Here is a 15,358-nt window from a genome sequence, read left to right on the forward strand (position 1 = left end):
AGAGTCATGAGTGCCAAGCAGATTTCAGTGCTGTTGATTTCACCGGACGAAGAGATTTTCGCGGCAATCGAAACCTCGTTGGAGGGGCTGAGCAATTGCCGTTTTACGGGCCGCAAGGACACTGTCGCGCGGGTCAACGGGACGGCTGTTGCATTGTCAGCGCGTCATGACGTGGTTCTGTTCGATGTGGATGACAGTTCGCCCGAGCTGTTGCAGACCGCACAGCAAATTTGTGACGCGCGCATGCCCAATGCGATCATTATCGCGCTGGCGTCCGAAGATCTGCCGCTGGAGAAAGCCCGACAGCTCAAAAAGCTTGGAGTTGATGACGTGCTGCCGCGCAATGCAATCCATGAGGAGATCATTCCGCAGGTGGATGCGATCCGTGCCCGGCGGCAGGCGCAGCTTCCCGCCGTTTGGGGTGGACAAGCCACACTTGGCAAGTTGATCGCGGTTGGCAAATCTCGTGGTGGCGTCGGATCGTCCTTGGTTGCGGCCAATATGGCGAACGAGCTTCAATCCAAGGCCGGATTCCTGAAAAAGACGGCGTCGAACTCGGTTGCGCTGGTGGATCTGGACTTTCAGTTCGGCTCGATTGCGGCCCTGATGGATGTCGCCGAAAGCGACGCGATGTGGCGTATGGCCATGGAAGGCAGCATTCCCGACAGTGCCTTTTTGGAACAGGCGATGGTCAAGTCGCCCTGCGGGGTCGATATCCTGGCGGCTCCGTCGCGCTATGGTCCGTTGACTGCAATCAAGGAAGAGCAGATTTCGGCCATTCTGGATTCCCTGAAACGTACCCATGACTACGTCGTGGTAGATTTGCCGCGGGCGCTGGTGGAATGGATTACGCCCGTCCTGACGCAAGCGGACCGCCTATATTTGGTGACGGACGTTGCCGTTCCGTCCGTTCGCTCGGCCCGCAAGCTGATGGATTTCTACCAAGCGGAAAACCCAGCGCTGGAAATTCAACTGGTCGCCAACCTTGAAAAGAAACCCATCATTCCGGCGGCGCACCACAGAGCGGCGGCAAAACTCCTTGAAAAGGACTTTGCATTTTGGGTGCCGCGCGACGAGCGCACGGTACGCGAGTCGGTCGATCGGGGCGTGCCGTTAGAGGATGTTTCATCCCGTGCACCGATGACACGCGCAATCCGAAAGCTGGCGCACGAGACATGCCTGTCATTGCCGCCTCGGGTCGGCCAGAACTGAGCCAGACTGTTTCGGAATAGTTAAATATTTGCAGAAGGTTAAGTAGATGTTTCGAGAATTCGACCGACCAGGCCAGGAAAAACCGGACGCTTCGAAAGTTGTGCCGTTGGACACCAAGCAGTTTGCTCAGATCGGCAAGCCGGTTCATGGCTCCGGCGATGACCTCGTATTGATGCATGACATCCAGAACGATCGGATAGATCTGAAGGCGCGACTGCATAACTCCTTGCTGGACAAGCTGAACCTCGCCGTTATCGAAAAGGTCGAGGAAGAAACGCTGCGGGGCGAAATTGGGCGACATGTCACCGAACTGCTGCGCGCCGAAGGCCGTGCGATGCGCAGCGAGGAGGTCAAGCAGCTTGTCGAAGAGCTGATGCACGAAGTGCTTGGACTGGGTCCGCTGGAACCGTTGTTGGCCGACCCCACGATCAACGATATCCTCGTGAACGGCCACACGCAGATTTTTGTCGAGCGCTCCGGCATCCTCGAAAAGACATCGGCACGCTTCCGGGACGAACGTCATCTGCTGCGGATCATCGACAAGATCGTCAGCCGGATTGGTCGCCGTATTGATGAACGGCAACCGTGGGTGGATGCGCGGTTGGAAGATGGCAGCCGCGTCAACGCGATCATTCGGCCCTGCGCACTGGACGGGCCGGCGCTTTCCATTCGAAAATTCTCGCGGGTTCCGCTGACGATGGAACGCCTGATCAAAAACGAGGCCTTGAACGAAAGCGCGGCCAAACTGCTGCGGGGATTGGTTGAAGCCAAGATGAACGTGCTGATCTCGGGCGGAACCGGATCGGGCAAGACCACGATGCTGAATGCATTGTCGTCGTATATCAGCCCTCGGGAGCGGATCGTCACGATTGAAGACGCGGCCGAACTTCAGCTTCAGCAGGAACATGTCTTGCGCATGGAAACGCGGCCTGCTGGCCTCGACGGTACTGGCGCCGTTGCCCAACGAGACCTTGTGCGAAACGCGCTGCGGATGCGTCCGGATCGGATCATCATCGGCGAGGTGCGCGGCTCCGAAGCATTCGATATGTTGCAGGCGATGAATACCGGCCATGACGGGTCGATGACGACGGTACACGCCAACAGCCCACGCGATGCACTTTCCCGGGTCGAGCAGATGGTGCAAATGGGCGGGCTGGAGCTGCCGCATGCAGCAATCCGCGCGACTATCGCTTCGGCAATTCACTTTGTTCTGCAATTGAACCGCCTGTCTGATGGTACCCGCCGTGTCACCTCGATTGCCGAGATCACCGGCATGGAGGGCGATATCGTGACCATGCAGGACATCTTCGTCTTCAAACGTGAAGGCAAGGACGAGGCCGGCAACATCCTTGGGCGCTTCATGCCGACCGGTATCCGACCGAAATCCAGCGATGCGCTGGCGGCGGCGGGTGTCGACCTTTCATCGATCAAGTTCAACTGAGGGACCCGGCCATGTTGGAAGATCTCAGATCCTTCTTTTCGACGCACAGCATAGACTCGTTGATCGGACCAGAGATGGAAGTGGGCGGTTACGATGTCCGCTTTGTCCTGTCACTCTTGATATTCCTCGGCGCACTGATTGCCTTCGAAGGGGTCCGTCAGCTTTTGAAGCGCGGAGAAAACCGGGAAGAGGCGATAAACCGGCGCATCCAGATGCTGAACCAGGGAAAGACTGGCGAGGACGTTCTGGAATTGCTCAAGCCGCGGGAGAGCAAACCACTCATGAAGTCGTTTCCGCTGGTCGGCGACTTGCCGGGTGCCCTTGCGGCATCGGGCCTGAACATGGTGCCGGAAATGTTCCTGTTGGGTTGTGGGGGTGCTTTTCTGGTTTCGGCGACAGGAGGCTCATTGGTGGCCAACCCACTGACGGTAATACCCGTGAGCGCTGTGTGCTTCCTGTTGGCTCCGTTGGTCTACCTTGGCGCCAACCTCAGACGGCGCAAGGCTGCGCTGATCAAGCAGTTGCCGGATGCGTTGGACCTGATGTCGCGTGGGTTGAAGGTCGGACATCCGTTGAACACGACCTTGCAGAGCGTGGCAAACGAAATGCCCGATCCGATCGGAACTGAATTCGGTCTGGTCGTGGACCAAGTCGCTTACGGAGAAGAGTTAACGACCGCCATTCGCAACATGGCAGACCGAGTAGATGAAGAGGATATCCAGTACCTCTCGGTCGCGCTGACGATGCAGCACGGCACTGGCGGCGATCTGGCCGGCATTCTGCGGACATTGGCGCGCGTCATCCGTGCCCGAATGTCCTTGCGGCGCAAGATCAAGGCCATTTCTGCCGAGGGTCGGATGACCGCCTATATCCTGTCGTTCATTCCTGTCGGGATTGCCCTCGTGATGACGGTCATGACGCCGGACTATTACGGAAGCGTGGTGCAATACCCGATTTTCTGGCCCGTCATGAGCGTCATTTCTGCGGCCATCGTTCTGAATGCCATCGTTTTGTTCAAGCTTGTCAATTTCCGGATCTGAGGGAGGGTTGTCGAAATGGAAATCGTGAACTCGGTACTCGACACTGGTCTTTTTTCCCAACTCATGATCTTGGGCTTTGTTGCCGCCGGCGCGATCGTTGCGTTCTTTGGGATATCATCGTCGCTCGGCGATCGGTCTACAGCGGCCGAACGGATGCTTCCCAAACGAACAAGGGGCCAGAGCCTTGCACGTCTTGTGCCGGAAAAGGTGGAGGGCGATACACCGACCGGGCTGAGCGCCGCACTTATACCCAGTGATGCAAGTGTCAGGTTCGAAGTTGGCCAAGTGCTTGCGCGCTCGGGGTTTCGCGGCCGGAATGCAATCGCCAATTTCTATCTGATCCGTTTGGGCTTGGCGACGTTTCTGCCGCTTGTCTTTCTCGTCCTCATGTCGTGGCAGCCTTCGTCCAATATCGGCGCCACGATCAACGATTATGTGTCTGGCCTGAATTCATTTCAGATATTGCGGAACCTTGGTATCCTCTGCGGCATCGGGTTCTTCATCCCCCAACTTTGGATGAGCGCCCGGATCAAGGAGCGTAAACGTCGGATGGAAAACGCGTTCCCGAACATGCTGGACTTGCTCCAGATTGGGATCGAGGCGGGAATGGGCTTTGACCAGGCGCTTCTCAAAGTTGCAGTGGAAATGCAGACTGTATCGCCCGAAATGTCCGAGGAAATTCTAATTGCCCTGAGCGAGATTCAGGCCGGGCGCGACCGTGAAGTCGCGTTGATGAGAATGGCGCGCCGGACGGGCATCGACGAAATGAGTTCGTTCGTGAGCGTCGTCCTCCAGTCGTCCCGGTTCGGTGTCCCGTTGTCGGCTGCCTTGACTACGTATTCCGAAGAAATGCGCGAACTGAGAGAGCTTCGCGCGCAGGAAAAAGCCAACAAGTTGCCGGTGCAGATGTCCGCCGTCATGGCGAGCCTGATGTTGCCCTCGATCGCTGGGCTGATCCTTGCACCGATCATCATTCGATACGTCGAAACCTTCGTGAAATGACGCTGTTTTTGTAGGTGCGGCGCTCCCGGGTCTGCACGAGGTCAACTGTGCGTCCCCGACTTGGGTTGCGCTCTTTCAGGCGCCGTAAAGCAGCATCGACCAGCCGGCCAGGATCAGGCCTGAAAGGCCTATGGCAATCCCAAGGGGAAACTCGCGTCCGCTGAGCGTTGCTGCAAGCTTTCCTGTCGGTTGTCGGACGAACAGGCGCAGCAGGGTCAAGCTGGTCAGTCCAAACGCCATCGCGGCAGATAACAGCAGCATGTATGTCGAAAGGGCTTGGGTCGGTATCGCCAGAAAAACCACCGGTAGCATTTTGGCATCTCCGCCCCCAAGCCAACCGGCGGCGAAAAGGGCAAAACAGATCCCAAAGCAAAGCCCGGCGGCGATCAATCGCAATCCAACTTCATGCAAGCCGAGGGCAGGGGACCCGACCAGAAACAGGGTAACCCCTATCAGGCAATACAGGTTCGGTATCCGGTATTCGGTTAGGTCCGTCCACGCCACCGCCACAAACAGCGGCACCATCAACCACAGAGGTACCCAGATATGCCAAGGCAGATCGATCATCATGCGCGTGCCTGATTGTGTCTGCCGTGCAAGGCTTCGCGTTCTTCGATCGAAACCAGCCGTCTGGCCAACATGTGGAAGTTCTCCATTCCTGTCTTGCCGTAGATATGCTTGAGATGCGTTCTCACAGTCGCGGGACCAATCTCGAGCTCGGATCCAATGGACTGTTGCGACAGTCCCCGGGAAATCAGAACGCAGACCCGCCATTCGGCCCGTGTCAGGCCCGCTGGGTTTTCGAGGCTCATCAGCGGCGCGTCATTCACCGCCCTTTGGATGGTCGTTACGGATTGGCGGGAAATTGCTTCGGTAATCAGACCGGCGCGTCTGTTGCGGTAGATTTCGGAAATTTCGGGTGCAACTGTCTCTATCGCTTCGCGCCAGCCGGGTTCGAGACCTTTGGCGAAATGCAGCTCCAGAAAATCGATTTCGCAGCCTTGGTTGTCGAGACAGACGAACAGGATATCGTGCAGCTTGCGGTGCGAGATCCAGTCCAGAACAACGGCAGAAAGCTCGTTTACGGGTTTCCCATGATCCTTGAGGCTGAAGACGACGCCTTTCTTTGGCTTGCTCGCAAACGGACCAATCACGTCATTCGTGAAGGAAAGGAAAAGCGGCCGACTTATTGTCTGGTCACGGGTATCTGCGCGCGCAGCTATTCGGCTGCCAACTTTATTGAGCCAGACACGGCTGAGGGTACCGCAATCGGCTCCAAACGCGTTGACAACTTCGGTCAACGCAGCGTCCAGAACCACTCCGCCCTGGCTCCATTGAATGAAATTGATCAATGCGCGTGTGTGTTGCGTGTTCGGTAGCCACGCACCTGCACGGCCCATCCCCCTGTCCATATAGCACCAACTGGTAAACGTCTTACTCACTAAAGCGAGCCGGTTCAGCGGCTTCTGTAGATTTGAATTACTCTGCCCAATACATTCATATTTTACGATTTTTACGCAAAAATCACCAAGAATCTTATTAAGTTTCCGGATGTGGAGAAAAACACACGTAAAACGCAGACAATTCGGCCCAAAAGGCTGCAAAGAGCAGGCGGTCAGAAACAATGGCTGTCAGCGGGTATGATTGGTCAAGGGCGACACGCTCTGGTGTGTCAGGAGGGCTTGCGGGCCTGAAAGACGTTGATGACCGCCGGGATGCCAAACCCATCTGCCGTTTGAAAACTCGAAAACTCTTGGGCCACGGCGCTCTGGATTTTTCGTTCGTCGGTCTCATCGCCTTCAAAATGCGCTATCACGCGCGCGGCCGGCCCGACCCGGGTGCATAGCTCGGCGGTGGCCTCCACCGATCCAAGGCCCGGCAGTCGGAGGCTTACTGGGTTGGCGAAGATGTCATCCAAACCTGCCGTTTCCATCATCCCGGTCACTTGATCGATATCATGAAAGGCCAGTGGCCCGGGTGCGAACCGACCGTATTTTGGCGGTTGGCCCAGATGCGCTGTGGCGGCCATGTGGGGAATCCTGAACCAGGGATTGTCCGCCAGCGGTCCCCACGCGGCAAAGGTCATCCGTCCGCTGGGGGCCAGAGCCTTGGCGATGTTGGCGAACGCCGCAACCGAATCCTGAAAGAACATCACACCGAAGCGCGATATCGCAGCGTCGAACGCGCCCACGGGGAACGGGGCGACCTGAGCGTCGACGCATTGGAAATCGACGTTTTCAACACCTGCGGACAAGGCCCTTTCCCGCGCTCGATTGAGGAACGGCTCAGAAATGTCGCCGCCAAGAACATGGCCCTGCGGTCCGACACGCTGGGCGGCCGCGATGGTGCTGGCGCCGGTCCCGCAGCCGATGTCCAGCACGCGCATTCCAGAATCCAGCTCGGCCTGTTCCAGAACGAGGTCCAGAACCGGGGCCAGCATGTGATCCAGTTTGTCCTCAAAAGTCAGCCACTTGGTGCCGGATTCGGAGTTGCCCCAGTACTCAGCCTGATCTTCGTTTGCTGTTTGCATGGGGGTCCTCCGCAGTTTTTCGGACTATGCCTTTCTGCGGCGGCGGCGGCCAGTTTTTTCCGCGTCGCCGCCGGTGTTGAAGGACGGGGCGGGCAGGGTGACGATCTTGGCCAGTTCCGGGAACGGATCAGTCTTGTGCGGGATCGCGTTGGCGGCGACGAAATGCTCTTGAAATTTCGGCTCGATCGCGGTTTCGACCTTGGTGATCTCGCGTACCACACGTTCGATCTCGCCCCGGGCGGCGATGTTGCACAGCGCGATGCGTGCGCCGGTGCCGGCGGCGTTGCCCGCGCTTTGGACCTTGTCCAGCGGCGCGTCGGGGATCATGCCCAGAACCATCGCATGTTTGGTCGAGATATGGGCGCCGAACGCCCCGGCCAGCACCACGCGATCCACCTTGTCCACGCCCATCTCATCCATCAGCAGCCGCGCCCCGGCATAGAGCGCGGATTTCGCCAGCTGGATCGCCCGGATGTCGCCTTGGGTCACGGTGATGCGCGGGCCGCCCTCGGCGCTGGCGTCATGGATCAGGTAGGAATGAGTGCGGCCCTCGGGGATGCAGCGGCTGGTGCCGGTCTGCTCGGCCGAGCCGATCAGGCCGCTGTCGTCCAGCAGGCCGGCCATGCGCAGTTCGGCCACCGCCTCGATGATGCCCGACCCGCAGATGCCGGTGATGCCGGTGGTGGCGATGTCGGCCTCGAATCCGTCTTCGTCCGACCACTTGTCCGAGCCGATCACCCGGAAACGGGGTTCTTTGGTCACCGGGTCGATCTGAATGCGCTCGATCGCGCCCGGGGCTGCGCGCTGGCCCGAACTGATCTGCGCACCTTCGAAGGCCGGTCCGGTGGGCGAGGAACAGGCCAGCACGCGGGTCGTGTTGCCCAGCAGGATCTCGGCGTTGGTGCCGACGTCCACGATCAAAACCAGGTCCTGCGACTTGCCCGGCTCTTCGCTTAGCGCCACGGCGGCGCAGTCGGCTCCCACATGGCCCGCGATGCAGGGCAGGATGTAGACCTGCGCGCGCGGGTTCATCGTGGTCAGATCCATCTCGCGCGCGGGCAGCGAGACGCTTTCCGACGTGGCCAGCGCAAACGGCGCCTGGCCCAGTTCGACCGGGTCCAGGCCCAACAGCAGGTGGTGCATGACCGGGTTGCAGACGAACACGGTTTCCACGATCAGGGCCGGGTCGATCCCGGCCTCGTCGGCGATCGAGGTGACCAGATCGTTGATCGCCTCGCGTACGGCCCGGGTCATCTCCCGGTCACCGCCGTGGTTCATCATCGCGTACGAGACGCGGCTCATGAGGTCTTCGCCGAACCGGATCTGCGGGTTCATCAGGCCGGACGAGGCCTTGACCTCGCCGGTTTCCAGATCGGTCAGATGCGCGGCAATGGTGGTCGAGCCCAAATCGATGGCCAGCCCGTATAGCCCGTTTTCGTGCAGGCCGGGCCAGATTTCGACGATGCGCGCCACGCTGTCCTTGTGGCCCTTGTGCAGGGCGACCGTGACCTCCCACTTGCCTTTGCGCAGGGTCGGCTGCAGTTTGGACAAAAGCGACAGGTCGGCGGTGACGGCGTCGATCTGCCACTGCTCGCGCAGGGCGCGCTCCAGACGTTCCAGATCGCCGGTGGGCGAGTGCATATCGGGTTCTTCGACCACCACGAAATAAAGGCGCGTGGCCGGGTCCATGGTGATGGCGCGCGCGGCGGCGGCCTTGCGCACCACCTGGCGGTGCACCTGGCTTTCAGGCGGGACGTCGATCACCACGTCGCCCTGAACGGTGGCCTGGCAGCCCAGACGCCGGCCCGGTTTCAGACCGCGTTTGTCGTCATAGCGCTGCTCAACCGCGTTCCATTCGCTCAGCGCGTCTTCGCGGACCGTGACGCCGTGTTTGGGAAACTCGCCATAGCTGGGCGTGATCTGGCATTTCGAGCAGATCCCGCGCCCACCGCAGACCGAATCCAGATCGACCCCCAGTTGCCGGGCCGCCGTCAGGATCGGAGTGCCAACGGGGAAATGTCCGCGTTTGCCCGAAGGGGTAAAGACGACAAGGGGATCGGTGGTCATGACGGATGCCTTTTTGGTGTTCGCGCGTATGGCGGCAAGATATGGGTTTCGCGGCAAAGGGAAAGGCCAATCCGCGGCAGGTTTTGCGCGGCTTGCGTCGTTTTCCGCGCCATCACGGCGGTTTGTGGGCGAACAAGTTGGGGCAGGGGCTTTTCCTTTGGTCGAAACCATGCAATAGGGTCACCGCCAAACGGGGTTTTGCATGGGGTTAGCAGATGCAGATTCGTGAGGCACTCACCTTTGATGACGTTCTTTTGGTTCCGGCGGCCTCGTCGGTGCTGCCGGCAACGGCGGACACGTCCACGCGCGTGACGCGCGCGATCACCATGAACATACCGCTGCTCAGCTCGGCCATGGACACGGTGACCGAGGCGCGGATGGCCATCGCAATGGCGCAGGCCGGGGGCATCGGGGTCATCCACAAGAACCTGACCGTCGAGGAGCAATCGCGTGAGGTGCGCCGGGTCAAACGCTTCGAATCCGGCATCGTCTACAACCCCGTCACCCTGCGCGCCAATCAAACGCTGGCCGATGCCAAGGCCCTGGTTGAACGCTACAACTTCACGGGGTTCCCGGTGGTGGATGACGACGGCCGCGTCGTGGGCATCGTGACCAACCGCGACATGCGTTTTGCCACGTCGGACGACCAGCCGATCCGCGCGATGATGACCACGGATAATCTGGCGATGCTGCAGGAGCCGGCCGACCTGGAAGAGGCAAAGAGCCTGATGAAGGCTCGCCGGATTGAAAAGCTGCTGGTCGTCGACGGATCGGGCAAACTGACCGGTCTGCTGACCTTGAAGGATACGGAACAAGCGGTGCTGAACCCCACGGCCTGCAAAGACCATCTGGGTCGGCTGCGGGTTGCGGCGGCCACGTCGGTTGGCGATGCCGGCTTTGAACGATCCGAGCAATTGGTCGACTCTGGCGTCGACATCATCGTGGTCGACACGGCGCACGGCCATTCCCAAGGGGTGCTGGACGCGGTGAAGCGGATCAAGGCCCTGTCGAACGAAGTGCAGATCATCGCGGGCAACGTCGCAACGGGCGACGCAACCAAGGCCCTGATCGACGCTGGCGCCGATGCGGTCAAGGTCGGGATCGGGCCGGGCTCGATCTGCACCACGCGCATGGTGGCCGGTGTCGGCGTGCCCCAGTTGACGGCAATCATGGATTGCTCGGCTGCGGCTGGCGACGTGCCGGTCATCGCCGATGGTGGTATCAAGTTTTCGGGCGATTTCGCCAAGGCCATCGCGGCGGGGGCGTCCTGCGCCATGGTCGGCTCGATGATCGCCGGCACCGATGAAAGCCCGGGCGAGGTCATTCTGTACCAGGGCCGCTCTTTCAAATCCTACCGCGGCATGGGCAGCTTGGGCGCGATGGCGCGCGGCTCAGCCGATCGTTATTTCCAGAAGGACGCCGCGAATGACAAGCTGGTGCCCGAGGGGATCGAGGGACAGGTGCCCTACAAGGGCTCGGCCAGCGCCGTTGTTCACCAACTGGTCGGCGGTCTGCGTGCGGCCATGGGCTATACCGGCTGCGCGACCGTTGATGAAATGCGCCGCAATTGTCAGTTCGTGAAGATTACCGGAGCGGGTCTGAAGGAAAGCCACGTGCATGACGTACAAATCACACGCGAAAGCCCAAACTATCGCGTGATGTGACGGTTTCCGTCGGACTCAGGACCTCGACATGACCCCAGGCGCGCGCGTTCAGGCCGCTATCGAAATCCTAGACGATTTTCTGGGCGGAACTCCCGCCGAGAAAGCGTTGACGGGCTGGGCGCGGCGCAGCCGTTTTGCCGGATCGAAGGACAGGGCAGCGATCCGCGACCATGTCTTTGACGCGCTTCGGCATCTTCGGTCTTACGCTGCGATCGGCGGCGCAAGGACGGGGCGAGGCCTGATGTTGGGCGCTCTGCGGTCGCAGGGTCAGGACCCGGGCGATCTGTTCACCGGAGATCGTCACGCCCCAGACCACGTCACGGCGGACGAGGTCGGTCGCCTATTCGAAACGGAAGCCGAGCAGTTTGACATTCCCGAGTGGCTTTGGCCGGTTTTCGAGCGGTCGCTTGGTGAAAATGCCAGAGAGGCCGCCGCCGCGCTGCAATCGCGCGCTCCGGTTCACCTGCGGGTCAATTTGGCCCGCACGAGCTTGCAAGAGGCGGTGGACGCGCTGACGCGGGAAGGGATTTCCACTGCGCCGCACCCGGCCTGCGAGACAGCGCTTGAAGTTGTCGAAGGTGCCCGGAAGATTTCGCAATCCCAAAGCTATCGTGACGGCTTGGTCGAGTTGCAGGATGCAGCGAGCCAAGCTGTCGTTGCTGCATTGAACCTCAGGCCTGGCATGAGGGTTCTGGACTATTGTGCCGGGGGTGGCGGCAAGGCGCTGGCCATGGCCGCCACCGGCGGTGTCGAAGTCTTCGCCCATGACGCCAACCCCGGGCGCATGCGTGACCTTCCTGATCGAGCGCAACGGGCGGGAGCGCGCATTACCATCCTGTCGACAGATGACTTGGTAAAACACGGCCCGTTTGACGTGGTGCTGACTGACGCTCCCTGTTCCGGGAGCGGCTCGTGGCGGCGCGCACCTGCGGGCAAATGGGCATTGACGCCCGAGCAACTGGCCCAGTTGCCTCAGACACAATTGTCCATTCTGGACGCAGCCGCACCCCTCGTCGGTGATGGTAGTGTATTGGCCTACGCCACCTGTTCGATGCTGGATGTCGAAAACAGAGGCGTCATAGACACGTTCCTGTCGTCGCATCCGGAATGGCAATGCACGTTCAGCCGATTGTGGCAGGTTGTACACGGCACCGACGGCTTCTATTCCGCCCACTTGACGCGACGCTGATACGCTGAAAACAACTTAAAGGAGAATATTCGCCGGATTCCTTAAGCGGATATTAACCCTTTGTGCCACGATATGCCGTGGATTGATTTTGAATTGAGTTGTTGATGACCGAAGTCGCTCAATTTACGCCAAGCTTGACTGGGCGGCACTTTCCGAGCTGGTCGCGGGCCATCTCTCTGGTCGGTGTCGCGCTTTTGTTGGTCATTCTCGCACAGTTCTTTCCGATCTCACCCCAGTTGGTTTCGGGCCTGCTGGCGGTCGGAGGGTCTTTTCTGGCCGTTGGCGCGTTTGTTATGTTGCGCGGATGGTTCTCGTATCGCGTTGACAAACAGGCGCAAACCATTCTCGCGTCGTTTCTAGAAAAAGAGCCCGCCCCGGGATTCATCACGGATGCCAACGGGCGGGTGCTGATCGTGAATTCCGCAGCGCGAGACAGGTTCAACGCCTCGACAGGCGCAAGGCTGGACATGTGTTTGCAGTCCGTTTTCGCCAATCCTGCGGCGATACTGGTTCGGATGCAGTCATTGGCGCAAGTCGAAGGGCGCGCGGCAGAAGACATCGTGACAAAGGGTACGACAATTCCAGTTCTGGCGATCGACCTTGGCGATGATCTGTACCTGTGGCGGATCAAGGCCTCGGGTCGGCAACCCTGGGCGTATGCTTCGCTTCCAATCGTGACGCTCGGGCGAAACGACGTGGTCCTGAACATGAATGCAGCGGCCGAGGCGATGCTCCGAGGCAGCGAAGTGGGCGCGGCCGAGGCTCTGACGCCGGAGGTCATATCCGGTGAAACGGTTCTACGCCTGCCTGCTCAAGAAGGCTCGCGGCGGGTATTCGTGTGCGAGGTTCAAAAAACCAGTGCGGGCCAGGACATAGCGCTGGTCGCGCTTGACGACGCACCTGCAGATCGGTGGACCACGACTTTCGCCGACGTCCCGGTACCCATGATGCACCTTGCTCCGGGCGGAGAGATTCTGGATGCCAATCGATTGGCGCGCAAGCTGATCGGTGATGTTGAATTGGGTCAGACCAATATTGACACGATCCTGAGCGGATTGGGGCATCCCTTGCGGGACTGGCTGCTTCAGGTCGCCGCGTGCGACGGGCCACCACGTTCCGAATTCCTGCGGCTGGGTGGAAAGGACCGAGAGGTTTTCGTTCAACTGACCTTGACCCGCATCGTCAAGAACGGTGAGGTGCGCCTGGTTGCCGTGTTGAACGACGCGACCGAACTCAAGACGCTGGAGGCTCAGTTCGTCCAAGGGCAAAAGATGCAGGCGGTCGGGCAGCTGGCGGGCGGTGTTGCGCATGATTTCAACAATCTGCTGACCGCCATTTCCGGACATTGCGACCTGCTGCTGCTGCGCCATGATCAAAGTGATCCGAACTACGGCGATCTCGTCCAGATAAACCAGAATGCCAACCGGGCCGCTGCGTTGGTCAGCCAGTTGCTGGCCTTTTCCCGAAAACAGACTCTGCGACCCGAAGTGCTGGATCTGCGCGATACCATTTCCGATCTGATCCACTTGTTGAACCGCCTGGTGGGCGAGAAGGTCAAGCTGATCCTCAGTCATGATCCGGTTCTCAAGCCCGTTCGCGCAGACAAGAGGCAGTTGGAACAGGTCATCATGAACCTGGTGGTGAACGCGCGCGATGCGATGCCCGACGGCGGAGAAATCCGTATCGAAACAGAGGTGTTTTCTTTGACCGAGCCGCTGATGCGGGACAGGGCGACCGTTCCGGTGGGTGAATATGTTTCGGTCAAGGTCATCGACAGTGGCGTCGGTATTCCGTCAGACAAGCTGCAGAAGATTTTCGAACCCTTCTACACGACCAAGCGGACAGGCGAGGGGACCGGGCTGGGTTTGTCGACGGTCTATGGCATCGTCAAGCAAACCGGCGGCTTCATCTTTGTGGACAGCACCGAAGGGCGTGGGACCGAGTTCAACGTCATGCTGCCGGTCTGCTTGGCACGGGACACCGAGGTTGCGATCGAACCGCCGGCACAACCGGAACCGAACGCGCATCAAGGCGAAGGTGTCGTTTTGCTGGTCGAGGATGAGGCGCCGGTACGCGCCTTTGCCACCCGGGCCTTGCGCCTCAAGGGCTATACCGTCTTTGAGGTGGGCTCGGCCGAGGACGCGTTGCGCATTCTCGAGGATCAGAACCTGCATGTCGACGTCTTCGTCACGGACGTGGTCATGCCCGGAATGGATGGTCCAACCTGGGTTGCCAAGGCGCTGGAAAGCCGGCCCGATGTTCGGGTGGTCTTCATGTCAGGCTATACCGAAGGCGCGTTTGGGGACGCTGGGCCGGAGATCAGAAACTCGACTTTCCTGCCCAAGCCCTTTTCACTGACACAATTGACCGAGGCGGTGTTTCAGCACCTCAACTAACGCGCCTGCTGATGCAGACGAAACTCGACGGCATGAGCCTTGCGGAATGCATCCAATGTCTGGTCCGAAAGTGTCAGTTCCCGTTTGGGCGATACGTTTTCGCGGGGCAGACTGATCCGGGCGTTCAGCCGATCTTGAAGGAAGTCCAGAATTTCGTCCTGGTGTTCGTAGCGAAAGATATGCGAAGCGCCGGCGCCATTGCTGCGGCTCCGGAAGAATTCAGTTTGGCTTCCGACATCGGCAAACCCGGGACGGGGCGATTGCATATAGGCCTGAACAAACATGTCGAAAGACATGCCGGCGGTCGAATGCGGGTGGCCAGTCAATTCGGTGCGCGTCCTGTACCGGTACCAGCTGCCCAGCCAATCGACGGGTTCGCGGACTACGGCCATGATTTCCATTTCCGTGTCGTACATCTTGCGGAAAATGTTTTGGAAGAAACGGTCATAGCGACGCACCGGCGCATGTTTCAGATCCGGTGGACCCGATACCACGATATCTGCGCGGTCCCGCAACGCGACCTGATAGGCGGTGCTTCCGGTTTTGGGCAGCGACAGAAGCGCAAGGCGTTCCTTGAAGAAGATCAGCATTTCATGTCTTTCCTGCGCCGAAGGCTGTCGTGCCGCATGATTGTCCGCCCCGGCGGCCGAGGTCAATTGCTTCCGCACAAAATCACCAGCCTGTTCAAGTTAAATTTCATCGCAAAGACAGAGCCTTGGGCATGATTGAGCAGTTTCGAGATCAGAATAAACGACTCTTTAACCTCTTCATCGAAGGGTAAGGAATGAAAGTTTTTGTTGAAATGTTCTCTTTTTGA

Annotated in this window: 12 protein-coding genes; 7 read left to right on the forward strand and 5 right to left on the reverse strand. The window is 59.5% G+C overall.

The features are described 5' to 3' along the window. Nucleotides 1-6 precede the first annotated feature (6 nt). The 4 genes from ACR0FC_RS04560 to ACR0FC_RS04575 are packed head-to-tail and all read left to right on the forward strand — an operon-like array spanning nt 7 to nt 4,695. On the forward strand, nt 7-1,212 hold the full coding sequence (locus ACR0FC_RS04560; RefSeq protein ID WP_170338530.1) for a CpaE/TadZ family protein: 1,206 nt from the start codon (nt 7-9) through the stop codon (nt 1,210-1,212). 46 nt (nt 1,213-1,258) lie between these two features. After that, nucleotides 1,259-2,653, forward strand: a complete 1,395-nt coding sequence (locus ACR0FC_RS04565) for a TadA family conjugal transfer-associated ATPase (RefSeq protein WP_170338532.1) — start codon at nt 1,259-1,261, stop codon at nt 2,651-2,653. Nucleotides 2,654-2,664: 11 nt separating this feature from the next. Beyond that, nucleotides 2,665-3,693: a type II secretion system F family protein gene (locus ACR0FC_RS04570; RefSeq protein WP_093962114.1), complete on the forward strand. Its 1,029-nt coding sequence runs from the start codon at nt 2,665-2,667 to the stop codon at nt 3,691-3,693. Between the two features lie 15 nt (nt 3,694-3,708). Next, nucleotides 3,709-4,695: a type II secretion system F family protein gene (locus ACR0FC_RS04575; RefSeq protein ID WP_170338533.1), complete on the forward strand. Its 987-nt coding sequence runs from the start codon at nt 3,709-3,711 to the stop codon at nt 4,693-4,695. Nucleotides 4,696-4,770: 75 nt separating this feature from the next. On the opposite strand, the gene ACR0FC_RS04580 is transcribed toward ACR0FC_RS04575, so the two are convergent. From ACR0FC_RS04580 to ACR0FC_RS04595, 4 genes are all read right to left on the reverse strand, one after another. Then, a complete protein-coding gene (locus tag ACR0FC_RS04580) occupies nt 4,771-5,265 on the reverse strand; it encodes a prepilin peptidase (RefSeq protein WP_170338535.1) in 495 nt (164 codons plus the stop codon). Continuing rightward, nucleotides 5,262-6,095 carry a helix-turn-helix transcriptional regulator gene (locus tag ACR0FC_RS04585; RefSeq protein ID WP_170338536.1) on the reverse strand — a complete coding sequence of 278 codons (834 nt, stop codon included), beginning with the start codon at nt 6,093-6,095 and terminating at the stop codon, nt 5,262-5,264. The genes ACR0FC_RS04580 and ACR0FC_RS04585 overlap by 4 nt, the downstream gene beginning before the upstream one ends. Before the next feature lie 272 nt (nt 6,096-6,367). Continuing rightward, on the reverse strand, nt 6,368-7,225 hold the full coding sequence (locus ACR0FC_RS04590) for a class I SAM-dependent methyltransferase (RefSeq protein WP_170338538.1): 858 nt from the start codon (nt 7,223-7,225) through the stop codon (nt 6,368-6,370). A 24-nt stretch (nt 7,226-7,249) separates the two neighbouring features. Further along, the gene (locus ACR0FC_RS04595) at nt 7,250-9,292 is read right to left on the reverse strand and encodes an ASKHA domain-containing protein (RefSeq protein ID WP_170338540.1); all 2,043 of its coding nucleotides are present in this window, start codon (nt 9,290-9,292) and stop codon (nt 7,250-7,252) included. Between the two features lie 215 nt (nt 9,293-9,507). Here ACR0FC_RS04595 and guaB point away from each other — a divergent pair, with 215 nt between their 5' ends. From guaB to ACR0FC_RS04610, 3 genes are all read left to right on the forward strand, one after another. Next, nucleotides 9,508-10,956 (forward strand): IMP dehydrogenase, encoded by a 1,449-nt coding sequence (guaB, locus tag ACR0FC_RS04600; protein WP_170338542.1) that lies wholly within the window; start codon nt 9,508-9,510, stop codon nt 10,954-10,956. Nucleotides 10,957-10,984: 28 nt separating this feature from the next. Beyond that, a complete protein-coding gene (locus ACR0FC_RS04605; RefSeq protein WP_170338544.1) occupies nt 10,985-12,145 on the forward strand; it encodes an RsmB/NOP family class I SAM-dependent RNA methyltransferase in 1,161 nt (386 codons plus the stop codon). A 104-nt stretch (nt 12,146-12,249) separates the two neighbouring features. After that, nucleotides 12,250-14,541 (forward strand): ATP-binding protein, encoded by a 2,292-nt coding sequence (locus tag ACR0FC_RS04610; protein WP_170338546.1) that lies wholly within the window; start codon nt 12,250-12,252, stop codon nt 14,539-14,541. Here ACR0FC_RS04610 and ACR0FC_RS04615 read toward each other — a convergent pair. After that, on the reverse strand, nt 14,538-15,131 hold the full coding sequence (locus tag ACR0FC_RS04615; RefSeq protein WP_170338548.1) for a gamma-glutamyl kinase: 594 nt from the start codon (nt 15,129-15,131) through the stop codon (nt 14,538-14,540). The genes ACR0FC_RS04610 and ACR0FC_RS04615 overlap by 4 nt on opposite strands. Nucleotides 15,132-15,358: the final 227 nt, after the last annotated feature.

This window comes from Ruegeria sp. BB9 (genome assembly GCF_056539345.1).